The organism is Sphingopyxis sp. (assembly GCF_965227415.1).
In the GTDB taxonomy this organism is placed as follows: Bacteria; Pseudomonadota; Alphaproteobacteria; order Sphingomonadales; family Sphingomonadaceae; genus Sphingopyxis.
This window is the reverse complement of sequence record NZ_OZ245749.1, coordinates 576070-596165: the sequence shown is the minus strand read 5'-3', so window position 1 is coordinate 596165 and position 20096 is coordinate 576070. Positions and strand designations below refer to the sequence as shown.

The window sequence follows — 20096 nt, the reverse complement described above, 5'->3', positions numbered from 1 at the left end:
CCCTCTGGCACCCGCGCATGTGCGATAAGCCGCGACCCCTCCACCATCCTTCGGATGGTCCCCCTCCCCGTTCCGGGGAGGAATTGGGGCGTGCGCGGCATCGGACAATAGGCGCTGACGAAAAGACGGTGCGGCTCGCCCGGAAGTTTCGCGGCGAGCTGACATTGCCCGAAATATTGTTGTGGCGCGAACTGCGTGGAGGTCGAACGGGACTGAAGTTTCGCCGGCAATTTCCCGTTCTCGATTATGTGGCGGACTTTGATTGCGTCGAAAAGCGCCTGCTCATCGAGGTAGATGGGCTGGCGCATGACTTGACCGACCGCCCCGAACGAGACGCGCGGCGCGACCGGATTTTGAATCAGAAGGGATGGGATATCGTGCGAATAGCAGCGAGTGAAGTTTTGCAGGACGCGGCGGCGGTTGCCCAATCCATCGCGACGTTCGCCGATAGCTTGCGGCCCCTCCACCATCCTTTGGATGGTCCCCCCTCGCGTTCCGTGGAAGATCGCCCATGATCAAATCCCTCCTCATCGCCAATCGCGGCGAAATTGCCTGCCGCATTATCCGCACCGCGCGCGAGATGGGCATTCGGACCGTTGCGGTCTATTCGGACGCCGATGCCAAGGCGCTGCATGTCCGGCAAGCCGACGAGGCGGTGCATATCGGGCCGTCACCAGCGCGTGAATCCTATCTGATCGGTGAGAAGATCATCGCCGCGGCGAAGGAGACGGGGGCCGAGGCGATCCATCCGGGCTATGGTTTCCTGTCGGAGAATGCCGCGTTCGCGCAAGCGGTCGCCGATGCCGGACTCGTGTGGGTCGGGCCGAAGCCTTCGTCGATCACGGCGATGGGCCTCAAGGATGCTGCCAAGACGCTGATGGCCGAAGCGGGCGTGCCCGTCACGCCCGGCTATATGGGCGAGAACCAAGACCCCGCCTTCCTGGCCGAGCAGGCCGCGCAGATCGGCTACCCCGTTCTGATCAAGGCGGTCGCGGGCGGCGGCGGCAAGGGGATGCGCAAGGTCGATGCCGCGGCGGATTTCCTCGATGCGCTCGCTTCGTGCCAGCGCGAAGCGGCGGCGTCGTTCGGCAACGACCATGTGCTGATCGAGAAATATATTCTGACCCCGCGCCATATCGAGGTGCAGGTGTTCGGCGATACGCACGGCAATGTCGTTCATCTGTTCGAGCGCGACTGTTCGTTGCAACGTCGACACCAGAAGGTGATCGAGGAAGCCCCTGCCCCCGGCATGGACGAAGCGACCCGCGAGCAACTCTGCGCCGCCGCGGTGCGCGCCGCAAAGGCGGTCGACTATGTCGGTGCCGGAACGATCGAGTTCATTGCCGACGCCAGCGAAGGGCTGCGCGCCGACCGCATCTGGTTCATGGAAATGAACACGCGGTTGCAGGTCGAGCATCCGGTGACCGAGGAAATTACCGGCGTCGATCTGGTCGAATGGCAGCTCCGCGTCGCGTCGGGTGAGCCGATCCCGCTGACGCAGGACGAACTCGTCATCGACGGCTGGGCGATGGAGGCGCGGCTGTATGCGGAAGATCCGACGAAGGGCTTCCTGCCCTCGATCGGCACCCTCGAACTGTTTCAGCTCGCGGAGCATGACGGCGGGCGGATCGACACCGGCGTCTATGAAGGCGCCGAGGTTTCGCCCTTCTATGACCCGATGATCGCCAAGGTCATCGCCTATGGCGAGGATCGTGAAGAGGCGCGGCTGACGCTGTCGGAGATGCTGGAAGACAGCGCGGTCTGGCCGGTGAAGACCAATTCGGCTTTTCTGTTGAGCGCGCTCGACCACCCCGACTTCATCGCCGGAACGGTCGACACCGGACTGATCGGCCGCGACGGCGATGCCATGACTGCCGAGCCGGTTCCGTCGGAAGCCGCGCTGACCAATGCCGCGATGGCGATGGTCCCGCGTGTCCCGCAGGCGGGCTTTCGCCTCAATGCCCCCGATGTCCGCACGGCGCCTTTCCTGATCGACGGCAAGCGGGTCGAGGTGGCGCTTCACGGCCCCGGAAGCGAGGAGCCCGCTCCGGCGATGCTGATCGCCGAAAGTGGTTCGGTGTGGCAGCTGACGCCCTGGCGTGCTGTGGGCGGCACTGGCGGCGGTGCCAGCGACGGCGCCATCCTGTCGCCGATGCCGGGCAAGATCATCGCGGTCGATGTTGCGGCGGGTGACACGGTAACCAAGGGCCAGAAGCTGCTGACGCTCGAGGCGATGAAGATGGAGCACAGTCTGACCGCGCCGTTCGACGGGGTCGTCGCCGAACTGAATGCGGTCACGGGAGCGCAGGTGCAGGTCGAGGCATTGCTCGCGAAGATCGAGGCGGGAGAAGGCTGATGGCAGGCAAGCATTTCGACGAATGGGCAATCGGCGAGACGATCGTCCATGAAATCCGCCGGACGGTGACCGAGACCGACAATCTGCTCTTTACGGTGATGACGCACAATCCACAGCCTTTGCACCTCGATGCCGAGGCGGCGAAGGCGTCCGAGTTCGGGCAGATCCTGGTCAACGGCACCTTCACGTTCAGTCTGATGGTCGGGCTGTCGGTCGGCGATACGACGCTGGGCACGCTCGTCGCGAACCTGGGGTACGACAAGCTGGTGATGCCCAAGCCGGTGTTCATCGGCGACACGCTGCGCGCCGAAACCGAAGTGATCGGTCTGAAGGAATCGAAGTCGCGCCCCGGATCGGGCATCGTGACGTTCCTGCATCGTTGTATCAATCAGCGCGGCGACGTCGTATGCCAGTGCGAGCGGGCGGCATTGATCAAAGGAAAGGGTGCCTGATGCGCCTGCGTTCGCTTCTTTTCGTCCCGGGCGACCGGCCCGAACGCTTTGCCAAAGCCGCCGCCTCGGGCGCCGATGCGATCATTCTCGACCTGGAGGATTCGGTCGCGCTTGCGAACAAGGAGGCCGCGCGCGCTGCGGTCGCGGAATATCTGCTCGGTGACCGCGAGGTCGTGACGCTGGTGCGGGTCAATCCGCTCGATGGACATATGACCGCCGCCGACGTCGCCGCGATCGCGGGAGCACGCCCCGACGCGATCATGCTGCCCAAGGCCGAAGGCGCGCCGAGCATCCAGCAACTCGACACGATTCTGCGCAGCGAATCCGCGCGCGACGTCTCGTTGCCAGCAATCCTGCCGATCGCGACCGAAACGCCGTCCGCGATCTTCACGCTCGGCAGTTATCGCGAAGTGAGGGACCGGTTGCTCGGGCTGACCTGGGGCGCCGAGGATCTGCCCGCCGCGATCGGCGCGACGACAAGCCGGCACGACGACGGCAGCTATACTTCGCCTTATGAGGTTGCGCGCGCGCTGACGTTGTTCGCGGCGCATGGCGCGGGCGTTGCGGCGATCGATACGGTCTTTCCCGCGATCAAGGACGAAGCCGGCCTGGCCGCCTATGCGGCGCGCGCGCGGCGCGACGGGTTCACCGGCATGATGGCGATCCATCCGTCGCAGGTCGAGCCGATCAACGCGGCCTTTACGCCTGCCGGCGACGAAGTCGTGCGTGCGCAGGCGATCGTCGATGCCTTTGCTGCCAATCCGGGCGTGGGCGTTTTGCAGGTCGACGGCAAGATGGTCGATGCGCCGCACCTGAAGCAGGCGCAGCATATCCTGTCGCTGGCCGATTAGCGCCACATGGACTTCCGCTTTCGCGAAAACGCACGCACGTATAAATTATGACCGCCCGAACGGCCGATGCCGCCGCATCCATTTGCGACCGCTGTGCCAACTTTTCTTCAAGCCGCGTTCGGTAAGGCTTTCGAACATTGCATCGGGGCTGGTCGGGTCGAGCAATTCATTCTCGGCAATGAATTTGTCCAAGGGCCCCGGCGGGACGAGATCGAGCAATTCGAGCGACCGCCCGTCGCCGCGCAGCGCCTCGATCGTCGCAATGAGCGAGCCGGTGGCGTCAAAGCTGCGTGCCACATCTTCCGGCGCAACGTCGAGATGCTCGGCGATCAGCGACTCCCTGAGGCGCCGGATCGTCGGCTCAACGCCGCGATTGGCCGGCAGAGCCGTGTCGATTGTGACATCGCATTCGCTGTCGAGCCCCATCGAGCGGTTGTTGAGGTTCGCCGAACCGATACGGATAGCGCGGTCATCGACGACCGCAGTCTTGGCGTGGACATAGATGGGCTCGCCCGCCTGCGTCCGCGGATAATAGACCTTCAGCCGGTCACCATGCTTCGACTTTGCAACCGCGCGCACCAGCTGCACACGCGCCGCATCCATCGCCACTTGCTCGAGCCAGCCATCGGCGCTCTCGGGCATTACCATCACGAATTCGGGCGGGTCATCCTCGTTCAATCGTTCGGCAATCGCTGCGGCGATCTTGCCGCAGGTAAAATATTGATTCTCGAAATAGATGAAGCGTTTCGCCGCGGCGATCATGTCGAGGTAAAGCTGCTCGATCTCGCGGATCTCGGCGTAGCCGTCATACTCGGCGCGAGTACGCGAGATGGCGACGTCAACGCCCTCGAAATCGGCTTCGAGATCGTCGGGCCAATTTTCGCCCTCGCCCTTCAGTTCGCGCAGCGCCTTCTTCGTCGCACGTTGCCAACGCTCGTTGCCCAGTTCGGCGAGCGCATTGCCGACGGGACCCGCCAATATCATCGTGCTGTCGTGCCACGGCATATAGGCTTTGCCGTCGGGGGCGGTGCGGTGCGGATCGCCGTCGGCATGATCGCGCGTGTCCCACCGGCGTGCGCCGACGTCGATCCCCCCGCAAACCGCTAGATGATCGTCGAAAACCGCAACCTTCTGATGATGACTGCAACCGACGGGGTGTGCGCTGTCGAGACGAAAGCTGATCGACCGCGTCAGCTTCCACCGCGCGATCATCGACACGATGCGCGGCATCGCGAATTGCTTCAACCCGCCGAAATTCCAGCGGAGAATATCGATATCGCGCTCGGGACAATTCTTGGCCAGCCGCAGCAGATAGTCTCCGAGCGGTTCGCCCTTGCCATTCTTGTCAGGCTTCAGCGCGATGCGCGGATCGAAATCCCAGCCGATGAGCAGGATGCGTTCCTTCGCATCGGCCATGAGCTGTTCGAGCAACGCGAAATAATCGGCGGCATCGACAATCATCCGCGCCTTGTCGGCGCGCGCGATCCGCCAGCAATTGCGGCCTTCGACGACGATCGGTGCCAAGTCGCTGTTGCTCATCGCCGCCTCCACGCATGGCGGCGGCGAAGGTTGCACAGGCGCGGGTCAGGCAGCGAAGAACTGCTCGGGCGTTAGAGCCATCATCGCGTCGCTGCCGGCCTCGATCTTGCGGCGGAGCGCGCCCGCGTCGGGCATGAACCGCTCGGCAAAGTGGCGCGCGGTCACGAGCTTGGCTTCGAGGAAAGCCTTGTTACCACGCCCCTCGGCGAGGGCCTTTTGCGCGGCTTCTGCCATCATCAGCCACATCGAACCCAGCGCGACGATGCCCATGATGTGCATATAATGGTGCGCGCCGGCGCCGATATTGTTCGGGTTCGCCATACCATTCTGCATGAACCACATCGTCGCGGCCTTGAGTTCGGCATTCGCCTTTTCAAGGCGGGCCGCGAAATCGGCGAGCGCCTCGTCGGCCTTGGCGCGCGTGCATTCCTCGTCGACGATCGCAAAGAACGCCTGGATCGCACGGCCGCCGTTCTGCGCGAGCTTGCGCCCCACGAGATCCATCGCCTGAACGCCGTTCGCGCCCTCATAGATCATGGTGATGCGGGCATCGCGGACGTACTGCGACATGCCCTGCTCTTCGATATAGCCATGGCCGCCGAACACCTGCTGCGCGTTGGTCGCGACCTCATACCCCTTGTCGGTGCCATAGCCCTTGATCACCGGGGTCAGCAGGCTGACCAGATCGTCGGCGCTCTGGCGTTCTTCCTCGGTCTCGGCGACGTGCGCCAGATCGACCTGCAACGCCCCCCAGAGGCAGAGCGCGCGCAGTCCTTCGACGACGGCCTTGCCGTCCATCAGCATGCGGCGCACGTCGGGATGAACGAACAGCGGGTCGGCCTTTTCCTGGGGATCCTGCGGGCCTGTCAGCGCGCGACCCTGGCGGCGATCCTGCGCATATTGGACGGCATTCTGAAACGCGATGTCGGCCTGGCCGAGGCCCTGGATGCCGACGCCGAGGCGCGCGGCGTTCATCATCACGAACATCGCGGCGAGGCCCTTATTCTCCTCACCGACCATCCAGCCCTTCGCGCCGTCATAATTCATCACGCAGGTCGAGTTGGCGTGGATGCCCATCTTGTGCTCGATCGAACCGCACTGGAGCATATTGCGCTCGCCAAGCGAACCGTCCGCGTTGACGAGATATTTGGGCACGATGAACAGCGAGATGCCCTTGACGCCGTCGGGCGCGTCGGGCGTCTTCGCGAGCACGAGGTGGATGATATTGTCGGTGAGGTCGTGCTCGCCCGACGAAATGAAAATCTTGGTGCCGGTGACCGCATGGCTGCCGTCGGGGTTCGGAACCGCGCGCGTTCGGATAAGGCCAAGGTCGGTGCCGCAATGCGGCTCGGTCAGGTTCATCGTACCGCCCCACTCGCCCGAGATCATGCGGGGTGCATAGGTCGCTTTCTGTTCGTCCGAGCCCTTGACGAGGATCGCCGCGACCGCCGCCTGCGTCAGGCCGGGATACATGGCGAACGCCTGGTTTGCGGCCATGCGATATTCCTCAACCGGAAAACCGATGACGTGCGGCAGCCCTTGCCCGCCGAACTCCTCAGGCTGGGTCAGCAGCGTCCAGCCAGCCTCGCAATAGGCCTTGTAGGCTTCCTTGAAGCCCGACGGCGTCGTCACCGAGCCGTCGTCGTGCCGCGTGCAGCCTTCGAGATCGCCCGAAAGATTGATCGGGAACAGCACTTCCTCGCAGAATCGGCCCGCCTCGGTCAGCACCGCCTCGACCATATCGGGAGAGGCGTTCGCGAACCCCGGCAAACCCGCATAGCGTTCGATCCCGAGGACGTCGTTGATCAGGAATAGCGTGTCTTGGACGGGGGCACGATACGCGGGCATGACTCATCTTTCTGGAAAGCGGGGTTGGTTATACTTTCGCCCGGGGAGGCTGCGAAGCCGAAGCTCAGCGCACTTTTTCGCCGGCATCGACCTTTTTCACCATATCGATGAAGCGTGTCAGTTCCTCGACAGCGCTGTCGATATCGTCGCGCTGGCTCTGCAATAGGCTGATGCGCTGCTGGCATTTCTCGACCGTCACCTGCCGTTGCAGCTTGCGGCCGTCGCCGACATCGTAAAGGTCGATCATCTCGCGAATGTCGGCAAGACTGAAACCCGTGCGCTTGGCGCGCAAGATCCAGGCCAGCCGGGCCCGATCCCGCTTCGAATAGATGCGCGACAGGCCTTTGCGCGACGGGCTGATCAGCCCTTCGTCTTCGTAGAAACGAAGCGCGCGCGCGGTCACGCCGAATTCGGTCGAAAGATCGGTGATACTGAACTGGTCGCGACCGAGGTGATCGGGCGTGTCGATGTGGGCGTGGCCGTATTCTTCGGTCATTGAGCGAGAATAGTTTCCGTTGACGTGAACGTCAAGGCTGGTGGGATTTTGTGGAATCGCCCCGGTCAATCGCTGCAAGGCAGGACGATATTGCCGCGTTTGTCGCGCATCTGCAAGCGTTTCGCGTCAGCCTGGTCCCAACTTGCCCGCGGCAGGAAAAGCCCCGAGAGCGAAGCGTGCGCGGGGCAGAGATTGTCGCATTGCGAAGGCAAGCGACCCGGAAGCCGCAGCTCATCGTCCTCTTCGCGAACGACCGCTTCGCAGCCGTCCGCTCCCGCGAACCGCATTCGCCACCCATCGCCGTCGCGCGCCATCGTTCCCTTCGCGATGCATGATAGCCCTGGCCCATAGGATGCGGTGACGGTGAAGCGCCACTGCCCGGCACCGTCGGAGACGACGCACATCGCGTCGCGACCAAGATCGTGCGCGCGTTCGAAGACCCCCGTGGGCGTTGCCGTGTCCGGACGCACGACGCCGCGTGCGCGCGCCGCGACCTCCAGAGGATTATCGGTATCGATCCCGTTGTTCGCATCGGGGTTGTTCGCATCGGGCGCCGACCGGTCGCACGCGGTGACGAGCAGAGCCCCGAACAGCAGCGCGAGCCGGATATCAGGCATCGTCGCTCAGGAACGTCAGCGTCCCGTCGGCCTCGACGCGGCGATAGAAGCAAGAGCGACGCCCGGTATGACATGCCGGCCCTTCGGGCTTCACCCGCAGCAGCAGCGCGTCCTGATCGCAATCGACGCGCATCTCGGCCAGCGCCAGCCGGTTGCCCGACGTCTCGCCCTTGAGCCACAGCGAACGGCGCGACCGCGACCAGAAATGGGCATAGCCGGTCTGCTGAGTCAGCCGGATTGCATCCTCATTCATGTGCGCGACCATCAGCAGCGTGCCCGTATCGGCGTCGGTGACAATCGCGGTCAAAAGCCCTGCGGCATCGAAGCGCGGCTGGAAGCGGTCGGTTTCGTCGCTTTTCTGATCCATAGGCAGCGCTTTAGAGCAGGAAATGAGCCGCTGTCACCCCGTCCGCCGTGCTCGCGTGACAATTGCGTGAATATGGGGGGCGACATTTCAAACAACCGTCCCTATATGCGCGGCAGTCAACGCCCCTCCATGCTGGATCGACATGCTGACGACCCATCCTTTCGACGACGACAAGCTCCGCGAGGAGTGTGGCGTTTTTGGTATCTACGGCGCCGAGAGCGCTGCCGCAGTTGTGGCGTTGGGGCTTCACGCCCTGCAACACCGCGGCCAGGAAGCCGCAGGCATTACGGCCTTCGACGGCAGGGACTTCCATACCCACCGCGCGATGGGCCATGTCGCGGGCAATTTCGACCGCGACGACATCATGCGCCAGCTCGCCGGTCCCTCGTCGATCGGCCATGTCCGCTATTCGACGACAGGCGAAACCGCGCTGCGCAATGTCCAGCCGCTCTTCGCCGACCTGTCCACCGGCGGATTCGCCGTGGCGCATAACGGCAATATTTCCAACGCGACCGCGCTGAAGAAGGTTCTTGTCCGCCGCGGCTCGATCTTCCAGTCGACGAGCGACACCGAAGTGATCATCCACCTCGTCGCGACGTCTAACTATCGGACATTGCTCGACCGTTTCATCGATGCGCTGAAACAGGTCGAAGGCGCTTATTCGCTGATCTGCCTCACCGCTGAAGGCATGATAGGTTGCCGCGATCCGCTGGGCATTCGTCCGCTCGTTATCGGCAAGCTGGCGGATGCGTATATCCTCGCGTCCGAAACGGTAGCGCTCGACGTGGTCGGCGCCGATTTCGTTCGATCGGTCGACCCTGGCGAGCTTGTGATCATCCGCGATGGCGAACTGACCTCGCACCGCCCGTTTGGCGAGCGTGCCGCGCGCCCGTGCATCTTCGAATATGTCTATTTCTCGCGCCCCGATTCGATCGTCGAAGGCACAAGCGTCTATTCGGTCCGCAAGGCGATCGGCGCCGAGCTGGCCCGCGAAAATCCGGTCGATGCCGATCTGGTGATCCCGGTGCCCGATTCGGGCACCCCCGCAGCGCTCGGCTATGCGCAGGAATCGGGCATTCCCTTTGAACTCGGTATCATCCGGTCGCACTATGTCGGCCGCACGTTCATCCAGCCGGGCGACAAGGTTCGCCATCTGGGCGTCAAGTTGAAGCATAATGCGAACCGCGCGCTGATCGCCGGCAAGCGCGTGATTCTGATCGACGATTCAATCGTTCGCGGGACGACGAGCCTGAAAATCGTCCAGATGATGCGCGATGCGGGGGCCGCCGAAGTGCATATGCGCATCGCCAGCCCGCCGACGCAGCACAGCTGTTTTTACGGTGTCGATACGCCTGAGCGCGCCAAGCTGCTCGCGGCTCAGATGACGGTCGGCCAGATGGCGAACTTCATCAACGCCGACAGCCTGGCGTTTCTGACGATCGACGGCCTCTATCGCGCGCTGGGCGAAGTCGATCGCAACGATCGCGCGCCGCAATATTGCGACGCCTGCTTCACGGGCGACTATCCGACGACGCTGACTGATTTTGACGAGAACAGCGTCGACGATCAATTTTCACTGCTTGCCGAACGGGTTGTTTGACACAATGACCATCAAGTCTGAAGAATTGGCGGGCCAGGTTGCGCTCGTGACCGGGGCGAGCCGTGGCATCGGCGCGGCGATCGCGGAATCGCTTGGCGCACGCGGCGCGCATGTCGTGATTACAGCGCGCACGGCGGGCGGTCTCGAAGAACTGGAGGATCGCATCCACAATGCCGGCGGCAGCGCGACGATCGCTCCGCTCGACCTGACCGACGGCGACAGCATCGCTCGCCTGGCCAGCGCCATGTCCGAACGCTGGCAGCATCTCGACATGCTCGTGCTCAACGCCGCCATGCTCGGCACGTTGACCCCGGTCGCAGCGATCGACGGCAAAGAATTCAATCGTTTGCTGACACTCAACCTGATTGCCCAGCAGGCGATGATCGCCAATTTCGACCCGCTCCTGCGCCGCGCCGCGAACGGCCGCCTGATCGCGCTGACGAGCGGCGTCGCGCGCACTCCGCGCGCCTATTGGGGCGCCTATGCGGCGTCGAAAGCGGCGCTCGAAGTGCTGGTGACGAGCTATGGCGCCGAAATGCGCAACATTTCGAACCTGCGCGCCGCCATCCTCGACCCCGGCGGCACCCGCACGCAGATGCGCGCGCGCGCCTATCCCGGCGAGGATCCGCAGAGCATCAAGGATCCCGACGCGGTCGGCGAGTTCGTTGCCAAGTTGATGGTCGACGGTTTCGACAGCACCGACTTCCACGCTCTGCCCAAGGTGATGGCAGACGCTTAACGCGATCTTTGCAACTCTGTGCCAATAGCGGGCATAATCCGAGCGTTGGCAAAGGCATCGAAATGAACAGCAATATCGTGCGATCGGCTGTTGCGACCGTCGTCGGCATCATCGTCGCGTTTGCTTTGATCTGGTTGGCGCAATATGCCGGCAGCGAAGTCTCGCCTGATGTCTATGATCTTGAAACGGGAGAAGTTTTGATCCCGATCGGATCGACAATTGCGCTGCTGATCGGCTGGTTCGTCGGCACGTTCGCGGGCGGATGGCTCGCAATGCGAGTCTCGGGCGGCAACGGCGCCGGCTGGATCGTCGCTGGTGCTGTGATCGGTGCGGGCGTGTATCGGGCCGTCACGCTCGCCGACACCTGGTGGATGATCGCGCTGGGCGTCGGGCTCCCCATGCTGGCCGCCTGGGCAGCGCAGCGGGCGACGGCGACCGTCGCCGCCTGACGCCCTACCTGTTCGTTTCTCGATCCACCGCAGCCTGTACGGCCTTGTAAAAGACCTCGCGCGCGCGGCCGACGCCTTCGGGATCGGTGGCGGTCGGCCAGTTGCCGTTCGACGCGATGATCAGCTTGCGCGCAGGATCGATGAAAACTCCCTGCCCGAAAATGCCTTGCGCGGCGAAGCTGCCGTCGTCGTTCGTCCACCATTGATAGCCATAGCCGCGGCCAGGAAAGGCAATGTCGGCTTGCTTCGTGGTCGCTGAGGATAGCCAGTCGTCGGGCACGACCCTTTGGCCACCTGCCGCACCACCGTTCAGGATGAACTGGCCGAATCGCGCATAATCCTTGAGGCTTGCGGACATGCAGCAGCCGCTGATTTCATGCCCTGTCGGCCCGAGCATCCAGACCGCATCCTGTTCCATACCAAAGGGTTTCCAGACCTTTTCGGACAGATATTCGGACAGCGTCTTGCCGGTCGCACTCGACACGAGCACGCCGATCAAATTCGTCTCGCCGGTCTTGTACACCCATTTCGACCCCGCGGGCGCTTCGCGCGGCAAGGTCTTCATATAGCTGACCGTTATGTCCTCGCCCGTGACCGGCTGCTGCAAATTGAACTGTGCGACATCGGATTTGGGATCGGTATAATCCTCGTTCCATTTCACGCCCGAAGTCATCGTCAGCAGCTGGCGCACGCTGACATCGTCATAGGCCGAGCCCTTGAGGCCCGGAATATAGACGGTCACCTTGTCGTCGAGGCTCTTGATATACCCGTCCTTGACCGCCGCGCCGACGAGCGTCGAGGTAAAACTCTTCGCGACGGAGAAACTCGTCCAGCGTCCCGCTTCGCCATAGCCGAGCGCATATTTTTCGAGCCGGATCTTGCCGTGCTGAACGATGATCAGCCCGGCGTTCCGCTGCTTCGCCATATGCGCTTCGATATCGAGACCGAGGTCGAGCGGCTTGCCCTGCGGTAGCGGATAGACGCTGCCGCCCGCCTTGATCGTATGGACAACCACTTTGGGGACTGTCTCCATCGTGCGGAAGGCGGCGTCACGCTGGTCCTGGCTCCAAAACAGCACATTCAGATCCTTTGGCAGATGGTCGGTGGTCTGGGTCGATGCGGGAACGCTTATCCCCGCTGCCGCGCACAAAAGCGCGGCTGCCAAAAGTCTTCGCATTGCCCTCTCCCCTTTTGTTTTCAGGATGGTTTTTCCAGCGTCACTTGCGCGACGTCGATGCCGCCGCCACGAAACCCGCCCTCGCAATATTGCAGATAATAGCGCCACAGACGCACGAAGCGATCGTCGAAGCCCGCAGGAAGCTGACCCGCCGCCGCGGCAGCATCGAAGCGTTCGCGCCACTGGCGCAGCGTCTCGGCATAGCCGCTGCCAAAGTGCCGCACGTCGCGCCAGGCGAGCCCGCGCTCTTCGGCAAGCGAACGAAAGCGGCTTTCGGAGATCAGACAGCCGCCCGGGAAGATATAGGCCTGAATGAAGTCGGTGCTCGCCGCGTAGCGCTCGAACAGCGCGTCGCTGATCAAAATATACTGGATCGCAGCACGCCCCCCGGGTCGCAGCAACCGCGCGATCGCATCGAGATAGGCCGGCCAATAGGCCTGTCCCACCGCCTCGACCATCTCGACGCTGGCGATCGCATCATAAGGCCCGTGGGCATCGCGATAATCGCAAAGCTCGATACGCGAGCGATCGGTGAGATCGGTGGTTCGCAGCCGCGCCTCGGCGACCTGCGCCTGCGCCGGCGACAGGGTGATGCCGGTATAGAGCACATCGTGCCGTTCGACCGCGCGCTCGGCAAGCGCGCCCCAACCACAGCCGATTTCGAGCAGCCGCCCTCCCGAACGGAGGTCGAGCCGGTCGAGGACTGCGTCGATCTTTGCTGTTTGTGCCTCTTCAAGCGATTGACCGGGATCGGTGAACAGCGCGCTCGAATAATTCATGCCCTCGTCGAGCCACAGGCGATAGAAATCATTGCCCAAATCGTAATGCGCATGGATGTTGCGCTTCGCTCCACTGCGGCTGTTGCGGTTCAGAAAATGCGAGATGCGGTTGAGCCAATGCAGCGGCCCGCGCGACCGACCGGCGTTGCCGAGCGTCTCCCCGTTGCGCATGAACAGATCGAATAGCGGCACCGGATCTGGCGACGACCACTCGCCGGCCTCCCACGCGCGGTACCAGCCGACCGAACCCGACAAAACGAGGCGCACCAGCGCTGCCCAATTGTGGAGATGAACCACAGCGGTGGGGCCTTTGCCGCGACCGCCGAGAATGCGCACGCTGCCGTCGGGCAGATGCCCCTCGACCGTGCCGAACGCGAGGCCGCTGTCGATCTTGTCGAGCTGGCGTTGAAAGAAGCTCTCCGGCGCGCGCGCCATGAGTCGCGCGAGCCCTCCTCCCGAGCGGAACGCCCGGTCTGCGCGGAGAAGTTCCTTGCCGCGGCGGGGACTGACATGCGTGTTCATCCCAGCCTTCCTGCCGCAAAAGCGGCTTTCTGACAATCAGTTGTCATAGGCCTTCATGACGTCATACGCCGCAAGTGCCCGAGCCCGCGCCTCGCGGTGTCCGATGATTTTGGGTAGGTAGCCCGCAGGCCGCCGTCCGACTTCGTCGGGGTCGTGGATCGACCGGTCGTCGAGCGCCGCAAGCTCTGGAACCCATTCACGAATATAATCGGCCGCGTCGAATTTCTCCGACTGCGTCAGCGGTGCCATGATCCGCGGAAACATATTCGAATCGACGCCCGTCCCGGCGACCCATTGCCAATTGACGCTGTTGCTGCCGTAATCGGCATCGACGAGCGTATCCCAGAACCATTGCTCGCCTTTGCGCCAGTCGATCAGCAGATGCTTGATGAGGAAACTGGCGGCGATCATCCGGACGCGGTTGTGCATCCAGCCCGTCGCCCACAGCTGGCGCATCCCGGCATCGACGATCGGATAGCCGGTGCGCCCCTGTTGCCAGGCTTTCAGATCGGCGCTGGCCTCGCTCCCGGTGCGCCAGCGGAAAGTGTCGAAGGTACCGCGTGCGTTGCTTGCGCCATAGTCGGGGAATTGGAGGATGACAGTTTGAGCGTAGTCGCGCCATGCGATTTCCGACAGGAAGACATCAATGTTTCCAGAGGCTTCCGACAGGCGGTGCCAGATGTAGGCGGGCGAGACTTCGCCGAAGTGGAGATGCGGCGAGAGGAACGAACTGCCGTCTTCGGACGGCAAGTTGCGGCGACGGTCATAATCGCCCGCTTCGTCGATGAAATCGGCAACGCGTTCGCGAGCCCTTTCCTCGCCGGGTGTCCATAGGTGATTGAAACCAAGGGCCCAATCGGGTTTGGTCGGGAGGAGGTCCCAGTCGGCAAGCTGGTCGGAAATCGGCCACGTCGCCGGTGCGGCGATCTCGCGCGGGCGGTTGGACGGCGCCGGCGGCGGCATGCGCTCCTTGAGCGCCCGCCAGAAGGGGGTGTAGATTTTGTAAAGCCCGCCCGTTCCCGTCGTCACCGATCCCGGCGGCGCGAGATAATTGCCGTCGTGACAGATCAGGTCGAGCCGCCTGGCGACGGCGCGCTCGGCGTTGCGCCACCAGGGTTCATAGTGACGCAGGCAATGGACCTCCTCCGCCCCGCATTCCTCTGCGATTTGTGCAAGTTGGTCATCGCATTTGCCACGGCGCAGAATTAGCCGCGATCCCTTTTCACGCAGAGCGGTATCGAGGCTGGCAAGGCTGTGATGGAGCCACCAGCGCGACGCCGCTCCCATGGCGCGGTGCTTCGGCGTCTCGTCGTCGAGAATATAGACCGGGATCACCGGCCCCGCTGACGCGGCCGCAAGCATCGCAGCCTGATCGGAGAGCCGGAGGTCGCGGCGAAACCAGACGATCGAGGGGGAAGTCAGGGCCCGGGCTCCAGCTTGGGGTCAACGATAACCTCAAACTGCCCTCGGCTCAGCGGGTTCCCGAATCGCTGATCGGACAGGATCAGACGGCCCCCTGCGTCGAATTTGGCGACGGGCATGCGCGACCAGAACAGGAACGCCTTTGCCACCGGGCTGGTGGCGACCATCGGCGCGACGCGCGGATCGTCCATGCCGGTGGGCGTGCCGGTGATCGCAATATCCTCGTAGGTCCCGAGGCTGTAGCTTTCGGTGCCGTAGCGGTTGCCGCTGCGCCAGAAGACGTCGCGTCGCCAGAATTGCAGCGGCGGCGGGCTGGCAACGACAAGCGCGTCGGGATGGCCCGCGCGATCCAGCGAAGCCGCAACTTGACGCTCTGCGACGCCGGTGAGCGCGCCGTTGAACAGGATATAGGCGCAAACTGCCGTGAAGCCGACCCAGGCGGGGCGCGTCCACGCGGCGACCTTTGCCCGCTCGCGGCGGAGCGAGAGCCAAACCGACAGCCCGAGCGCGATCCAGATCCAGAGATCGATGATGAAGATGCTGTCGCCGTAGAACCAGCGATGGCTGAAAGGTTCGAGCAGGCGAATCCCGTAATTGTTGAGCCAGTCGAGCGCGGGGTGGCTGAGGCAGCCGACATAAGCGAGCGCGAGCAGCCAGCCCTTGTGGATGGGCAAGCGGTTTTCAGGACGCTTGCCGCGCCGCGTCTGCCACCGGTCGAAGCCGATCATCGCGGCCCAGAGCAGGATGGGAAGCAGGATCAGTGCGATCGGGCCGTGGGTGATGCCGCGGCGCATCGACAGCGAAAGTTGACCATAGACTGCACAGGCAGCGTCGATATCGGGAATGTTCGCCGCGATGATCAGCGTCGGCATCGCGAGCCCGGTCTTCGTCTTGAGACCCATCTGGCCCAGAACGGCACCGACGAGGCTGTGGGTCAGATTGTCCAAACACTCTCACCTTTGCAGTCATTATCGACGATCGGACAGGCCGACCGGATAGCAGTGGTCGCCATCTTCATTGAGCTTGAAATCCGGCTCCGCTTCAAGCCCGTAGTGATCGATCATCACCTGCGACAGGCAAAATCGTCCGCGGCTCGCGTCGACTTTCCACTGGATGTAATAATAATCGGCGTCGGTCTGTTCGATAATCGCGAGCCAACGTCCTCCCTCGACCCAGCGCACGGCATGCGCGCCGATCTGTTTGAATTTCGCCGCGCGCCAGTGCGGATCGACATTGGCGCTGCCGCCATATTGCCGCACCACTGTGCCGGAATGGATCACGATCGAAGCGCCGAGGCAGATGCTTTGGGGATCGGGATCAGGTTCGCAATACCAGTCGCCGTTGGGGTAGCCGCGCTCTGTCTCGATGAGGGCGAGAATCACCGGGCCGGAACTGCCTTTGGGCCTCAGCGAAAATCGCTACCCGCCTTTTTTCCGCCTGAAATCGGCGGGGCTTATGGTCGACGCGCGAACATCGACCACTTCTGTCGAAGGAAAGACGGGCGGGGTTGTCGCACAGATATCGAGGTAATTGACGTCGATCCCGGCTCCCGACGGATGAAAATCGAGCTGATCGACGTCCAGCCGGCTGATACAGGTCTGCCCACCAGTTTGCGACGCGCGCGTGAAGGATCGGACAAACTTGCTCCCGTCGCTCCGGTTCTCGACGATCATCAGCATCGGCTGATCGCGGAGCCGCAGATGGGTCACGATTGCCGCGCCAAATTTTTCGCCAAGGTCGGGCCCGGCAAGAGTCTTCGAATGAGCGAAGGAGCCGAAAGACAGATTGTCGACGCAGACCGAGCCGTCAGGGCAGTCCAGCGGGATATCCGACTGTACCGAGTCCACCGCTTGCGCGCTGACAAGCGAATAGGTCGGGCGGAAGGCGCTGACTTCCTGCGCGTGCAACGATGCTGCGGCAATCGCGAGAAGAGCGGCGGGGCAAAGCGTCAGCCTTGCCCGCCCCGCTGTCACAGCTCGGGGCCGCCCTCGGTCACCGTCCAGGTCTGGCCCTTTTTGAGCAGGCTTTGCAGGTCGGCGGTCTTGCCTTCGGCCGCGGCCTTGTTCTGGCGGACGACGTCGGCCTCGAAGGTCGGGCGCGGGTCGTCGTAAAGGACGCCGAGCGCCATCGGGAATTCGCCGAAGCGCATTTCCACGAGCATGTGCGCGACGCTGCGATTGGTAACGTCGTGGACGATCACGCCCGCCGACTGCCAATCGCCATCGACGACATCGACAGTCTTCAGATGCAATTCGTCGACGTCGAGCGCGATACCCTTCGTGCCCTTGGCATAGAGCATCGGTTCGCCTTGCTGGAGCCAGAGCTGGCGATCCTCGGCGCCCTTTGGCGCCGCAAAATCCTCGAACACGTCTTTATTATAGACGATACAGTTCTGGAAAATCTCGATAAAGGCCGCGCCCTTGTGCGCATGCGCTGCCTTCAGCACGTTCGGCAGTTCCTTCGAGACGTCGAAACCGCGCGCGACGAAGCGGGCGCCGGCGCCGAGCGCGAAGGCCGCGGGCTGCGCGGGGCGATCGACCGAGCCATAGGGCGTCGATGGGCTGGTCGTTCCGACGCGGCTCGTCGGCGAATATTGCCCCTTGGTCAGGCCATAAATCTCGTTGTTGAACAGCATGATCTGGCAATCGAGATTGCGGCGGATGAGGTGCATCGTGTGGTTGCCGCCGATCGACAGCCCGTCGCCGTCACCGGTGACGATCCAGATGTCGAGGCCCGGATTGGCCAGTTTCAGCCCCGTGGCGAACGCCGGCGCGCGGCCGTGTATCGTATGGAAGCCATAGGTTTCCATATAATAAGGGAAGCGCGACGAGCAGCCGATGCCGCTGATGAACACGGTATTTTCGGGCGCAGTGCCTATTTCGGGCATCGTGCGCTGCACGGCCTTCAGGATGGCATAGTCGCCGCAGCCGGGGCACCAGCGCACTTCCTGATCGGTCTCCCAATCCTTGAGCGTGGTCGTCCGCGCGATGGTCGTCATCTCGTTCACTTCAATGCCTCCTCGATGGCGGCTTCGATCTCGGCGATGGTGAAGGGCTGGCCCGACACTTTGTTCACCGGCTTTGCATCGACCAGATATTGGTCGCGCAGCACCGTCTTGAGCTGGCCGGTGTTCATTTCGGGCACGATGACCCGGTCAAAGCTTTTGAGCAGCGTACCCAGATTGGCGGGCAGCGGCCAAATGTGGCGGATGTGGACGTGGCTGACGTCGGCGCCTTCGGCGCGCTTGCGGCGCACGGCCTGGTGGATCGGGCCGAAGGTCGAACCCCAGCCGACGACCGCAAGCTTCCCGCCCTCGGCACCGAGTTCGACGACCTGATCGGGAACCTTGATGCCGTCGATCTTGTCCTTGCGGATGTCGGTCATCGCCTGGTGATTCGACGATTCATAGTTGATGTGGCCGGTATCGATTTCCTTTTCGATCCCGCCGATGCGATGCAGCAGCCCCGGCGTGCCGGGCTTGACCCACGGCCGCTTGAGCTTTTCATCGCGGCCATAGGGCTTGAAGCCGCCTTCGGGCACTTCGGTCAGGAACTCGACCGGGAAGGCGTCATAGCTTTCCAGGTCGGGCACCGCCCAAGGCTCGGCAGCATTGGCGATATAGCCGTCGGTCAGCAGCATCACCGGCGTCATATATTGCACCGCGATGCGCACCGCTTCGATCGCGCAGTCGAATGCATCTCCGGGCGAGCGCGCCGCGATCACCGGCAGCGGCGCGTCGCCGTTGCGGCCGTAAACGGCTTGATAGAGATCCGACTGCTCGGTCTTCGTCGGCAGGCCGGTCGAAGGGCCGCCGCGCTGCGAATTGACGATGACGAGCGGCAGCTCGGTCATGATCGCAAGGCCCATCGCTTCGCCCTTGAGCGCGATGCCCGGACCCGACGACGAGGTCACGCCGAGCGAGCCGCCATAGCTCGCGCCGATCGCCGAGCAGATCGCGGCGATTTCGTCCTCGGCCTGGAAGGTCGTGACGTCATATTCCTTGAGCCGCGACAGGTGATGCAGGATCGCCGACGCGGGCGTGATCGGATAGCCACCGAAGAACATCGGCAGCTTTGCCAATTGTGCACCCGCGACGAGGCCAAGCGCGATGCCTTCGGCCCCGGTCAGCGTACGGTAGAGGCCCGGCGCAACCGGCGCGGGATCGACATGATGCTGTTTGAGCGGACCAGCGAGTTCCGCAGTCTCGCCATAGGCGTGCCCGGCATTGAGCGCCGCTATGTTTGCGGCTGCAAGATCGGGCGCCTTTGCGAATTTCGCATTGAGCCAGTCGACCAGCGGCTGTCGGTCGCGGTCGAACATCCACAGCGCCAGCCCCAGCGTCCACATATTCTTGCAGCGCAGCGCTTCCTTGTTGCCAAGGCCAAAGGGCTTCACGGCGTCCATCGTCAGCTGGCTGATGTTGAGCTTGAGCAGCTGCCATTTCGCCAGGCTGCCGTCGTCGAGCGGGTTCGCGTCATATTTCGCCTTGGCGAGATTGCGATCGTTGAACTCGCCTTCGTCGGCGATGATCAGCCCGCCCTGCTTGAGCGACGGCACATTGGTCTTGAGCGCCGCGGGGTTCATCGCAACCAGGACATCGGGCGCATCGCCCGCAGTTTCGATCGCCGAGGAGCCGAAATTGATCTGGAATGCCGAAACGCCGAATAGCGTGCCCTGCGGCGCGCGAATTTCGGCCGGGAAATCGGGGAAGGTCGCAAAGTCGTTGCCGGCGAGCGCAGACGAAAGAGTGAACTGACCGCCGGTCAGCTGCATCCCGTCGCCACTATCGCCTGCAAATCGAACCACCACTGCGTCGGAAAGGGGGGACTGCCGCTCGTCGGCCCGGTCCTCTACCGCTGTCGCCATTTTCTGTGTCTGCCTT

The 20096-nt window shown here is 63.2% G+C and carries 20 protein-coding genes; 7 read left to right on the top strand and 13 right to left on the bottom strand.

The window, feature by feature from the left end; translation table 11 throughout:
- Positions 1-128 precede the first annotated feature (128 nt).
- From ACO055_RS02810 to ACO055_RS02795, 4 genes are read left to right on the top strand one after another with little or no spacing between them, the layout of a single operon-like run.
- The gene (locus ACO055_RS02810) at positions 129-515 is read left to right on the top strand and encodes an endonuclease domain-containing protein (protein WP_422061099.1); all 387 of its coding nucleotides are present in this window, start codon (positions 129-131) and stop codon (positions 513-515) included.
- On the top strand, positions 512-2356 hold the full coding sequence (locus ACO055_RS02805; protein WP_422061098.1) for an acetyl/propionyl/methylcrotonyl-CoA carboxylase subunit alpha: 1845 nt from the start codon (positions 512-514) through the stop codon (positions 2354-2356). The genes ACO055_RS02810 and ACO055_RS02805 overlap by 4 nt, the downstream gene beginning before the upstream one ends.
- Positions 2356-2808, top strand: coding sequence for a MaoC family dehydratase (locus ACO055_RS02800; RefSeq protein ID WP_422061097.1), 453 nt, complete (start codon positions 2356-2358; stop codon positions 2806-2808). The genes ACO055_RS02805 and ACO055_RS02800 overlap by 1 nt, the downstream gene beginning before the upstream one ends.
- Positions 2808-3659, top strand: coding sequence for an HpcH/HpaI aldolase/citrate lyase family protein (locus ACO055_RS02795; protein ID WP_422061096.1), 852 nt, complete (start codon positions 2808-2810; stop codon positions 3657-3659). The genes ACO055_RS02800 and ACO055_RS02795 overlap by 1 nt, the downstream gene beginning before the upstream one ends.
- A 45-nt stretch (positions 3660-3704) precedes the next feature.
- On the opposite strand, the gene ACO055_RS02790 is transcribed toward ACO055_RS02795, so the two are convergent.
- The 5 genes from ACO055_RS02790 to hisI all read right to left on the bottom strand — a co-directional run bounded on the left by ACO055_RS02790 (position 3705) and on the right by hisI (position 8526).
- Complete coding sequence (locus ACO055_RS02790; RefSeq protein WP_422061095.1) at positions 3705-5198, bottom strand: phospholipase D-like domain-containing protein; 1494 nt, start codon at positions 5196-5198, stop codon at positions 3705-3707.
- A gap of 45 nt (positions 5199-5243) precedes the next feature.
- Complete coding sequence (locus tag ACO055_RS02785) at positions 5244-7046, bottom strand: acyl-CoA dehydrogenase C-terminal domain-containing protein (protein WP_422061094.1); 1803 nt, start codon at positions 7044-7046, stop codon at positions 5244-5246.
- A 64-nt stretch (positions 7047-7110) separates the two neighbouring features.
- Complete coding sequence (locus ACO055_RS02780) at positions 7111-7542, bottom strand: MerR family transcriptional regulator (protein WP_422061093.1); 432 nt, start codon at positions 7540-7542, stop codon at positions 7111-7113.
- Positions 7543-7607: 65 nt separating this feature from the next.
- Entirely contained in the window at positions 7608-8159 is a 552-nt protein-coding gene (locus ACO055_RS02775) for a hypothetical protein (protein WP_422061092.1), read from the bottom strand.
- Positions 8152-8526, bottom strand: a complete 375-nt coding sequence (hisI, locus tag ACO055_RS02770; protein ID WP_422061091.1) for a phosphoribosyl-AMP cyclohydrolase — start codon at positions 8524-8526, stop codon at positions 8152-8154. The genes ACO055_RS02775 and hisI overlap by 8 nt, the downstream gene beginning before the upstream one ends.
- Before the next feature lie 142 nt (positions 8527-8668).
- Between hisI and purF the strand changes: the two genes are divergently transcribed.
- The 3 genes from purF (at position 8669) to ACO055_RS02755 (ending at position 11314) form a co-directional block, all read left to right on the top strand.
- Positions 8669-10126: an amidophosphoribosyltransferase gene (purF, locus tag ACO055_RS02765; protein WP_422061090.1), complete on the top strand. Its 1458-nt coding sequence runs from the start codon at positions 8669-8671 to the stop codon at positions 10124-10126.
- Positions 10127-10130: 4 nt separating this feature from the next.
- The gene (locus tag ACO055_RS02760; RefSeq protein WP_422061089.1) at positions 10131-10865 is read left to right on the top strand and encodes an SDR family NAD(P)-dependent oxidoreductase; all 735 of its coding nucleotides are present in this window, start codon (positions 10131-10133) and stop codon (positions 10863-10865) included.
- A gap of 62 nt (positions 10866-10927) precedes the next feature.
- Positions 10928-11314 (top strand): hypothetical protein, encoded by a 387-nt coding sequence (locus tag ACO055_RS02755; RefSeq protein ID WP_422061088.1) that lies wholly within the window; start codon positions 10928-10930, stop codon positions 11312-11314.
- A gap of 4 nt (positions 11315-11318) precedes the next feature.
- Here ACO055_RS02755 and ACO055_RS02750 read toward each other — a convergent pair whose 3' ends face one another.
- The 8 genes from ACO055_RS02750 to ACO055_RS02715 are packed head-to-tail and all read right to left on the bottom strand — an operon-like array spanning position 11319 to position 20080.
- Positions 11319-12491, bottom strand: coding sequence for a serine hydrolase domain-containing protein (locus tag ACO055_RS02750; protein ID WP_422061087.1), 1173 nt, complete (start codon positions 12489-12491; stop codon positions 11319-11321).
- Between the two features lie 20 nt (positions 12492-12511).
- Positions 12512-13792 (bottom strand): class I SAM-dependent methyltransferase, encoded by a 1281-nt coding sequence (locus ACO055_RS02745; protein ID WP_422061086.1) that lies wholly within the window; start codon positions 13790-13792, stop codon positions 12512-12514.
- A 36-nt stretch (positions 13793-13828) separates the two neighbouring features.
- Complete coding sequence (locus tag ACO055_RS02740; protein WP_422061085.1) at positions 13829-15154, bottom strand: cryptochrome/photolyase family protein; 1326 nt, start codon at positions 15152-15154, stop codon at positions 13829-13831.
- Positions 15155-15210: 56 nt separating this feature from the next.
- Positions 15211-16161 carry a metal-dependent hydrolase gene (locus ACO055_RS02735; RefSeq protein ID WP_422061084.1) on the bottom strand — a complete coding sequence of 317 codons (951 nt, stop codon included), beginning with the start codon at positions 16159-16161 and terminating at the stop codon, positions 15211-15213.
- A 21-nt stretch (positions 16162-16182) separates the two neighbouring features.
- Positions 16183-16596 (bottom strand): hypothetical protein, encoded by a 414-nt coding sequence (locus tag ACO055_RS02730; RefSeq protein WP_422061083.1) that lies wholly within the window; start codon positions 16594-16596, stop codon positions 16183-16185.
- 36 nt (positions 16597-16632) lie between these two features.
- A complete protein-coding gene (locus tag ACO055_RS02725) occupies positions 16633-17187 on the bottom strand; it encodes a hypothetical protein (RefSeq protein ID WP_422061082.1) in 555 nt (184 codons plus the stop codon).
- Entirely contained in the window at positions 17184-18221 is a 1038-nt protein-coding gene (locus ACO055_RS02720) for a 2-oxoacid:ferredoxin oxidoreductase subunit beta (protein WP_422061081.1), read from the bottom strand. The genes ACO055_RS02725 and ACO055_RS02720 overlap by 4 nt, the downstream gene beginning before the upstream one ends.
- The gene (locus ACO055_RS02715) at positions 18218-20080 is read right to left on the bottom strand and encodes a 2-oxoacid:acceptor oxidoreductase subunit alpha (RefSeq protein WP_422061080.1); all 1863 of its coding nucleotides are present in this window, start codon (positions 20078-20080) and stop codon (positions 18218-18220) included. The genes ACO055_RS02720 and ACO055_RS02715 overlap by 4 nt, the downstream gene beginning before the upstream one ends.
- Between the last annotated feature and the right edge of the window lie 16 nt (positions 20081-20096).

Bases quoted from the DNA above. Each gene is read 5' to 3' on its own strand.
- ACO055_RS02795 (WP_422061096.1), top strand. From the start codon at position 2,808: ATGCGCCTGCGTTCGCTTCTTTTCGTCCCGGGCGACCGGCCCGAACGC.
- ACO055_RS02745 (WP_422061086.1), bottom strand. From the start codon at position 13,792: ATGAACACGCATGTCAGTCCCCGCCGCGGCAAGGAACTTCTCCGCGCA.
- ACO055_RS02760 (WP_422061089.1), top strand. From the start codon at position 10,131: ATGACCATCAAGTCTGAAGAATTGGCGGGCCAGGTTGCGCTCGTGACC.
- ACO055_RS02780 (WP_422061093.1), bottom strand. From the start codon at position 7,542: ATGACCGAAGAATACGGCCACGCCCACATCGACACGCCCGATCACCTC.
- ACO055_RS02740 (WP_422061085.1), bottom strand. From the start codon at position 15,154: ATGCTTGCGGCCGCGTCAGCGGGGCCGGTGATCCCGGTCTATATTCTC.
- ACO055_RS02805 (WP_422061098.1), top strand. From the start codon at position 512: ATGATCAAATCCCTCCTCATCGCCAATCGCGGCGAAATTGCCTGCCGC.
- purF (WP_422061090.1), top strand. From the start codon at position 8,669: ATGCTGACGACCCATCCTTTCGACGACGACAAGCTCCGCGAGGAGTGT.
- ACO055_RS02785 (WP_422061094.1), bottom strand. From the start codon at position 7,046: ATGCCCGCGTATCGTGCCCCCGTCCAAGACACGCTATTCCTGATCAAC.
- ACO055_RS02790 (WP_422061095.1), bottom strand. From the start codon at position 5,198: ATGAGCAACAGCGACTTGGCACCGATCGTCGTCGAAGGCCGCAATTGC.
- ACO055_RS02775 (WP_422061092.1), bottom strand. From the start codon at position 8,159: ATGCCTGATATCCGGCTCGCGCTGCTGTTCGGGGCTCTGCTCGTCACC.
- ACO055_RS02755 (WP_422061088.1), top strand. From the start codon at position 10,928: ATGAACAGCAATATCGTGCGATCGGCTGTTGCGACCGTCGTCGGCATC.
- ACO055_RS02750 (WP_422061087.1), bottom strand. From the start codon at position 12,491: ATGCGAAGACTTTTGGCAGCCGCGCTTTTGTGCGCGGCAGCGGGGATA.
- hisI (WP_422061091.1), bottom strand. From the start codon at position 8,526: ATGGATCAGAAAAGCGACGAAACCGACCGCTTCCAGCCGCGCTTCGAT.
- ACO055_RS02715 (WP_422061080.1), bottom strand. From the start codon at position 20,080: ATGGCGACAGCGGTAGAGGACCGGGCCGACGAGCGGCAGTCCCCCCTT.
- ACO055_RS02800 (WP_422061097.1), top strand. From the start codon at position 2,356: ATGGCAGGCAAGCATTTCGACGAATGGGCAATCGGCGAGACGATCGTC.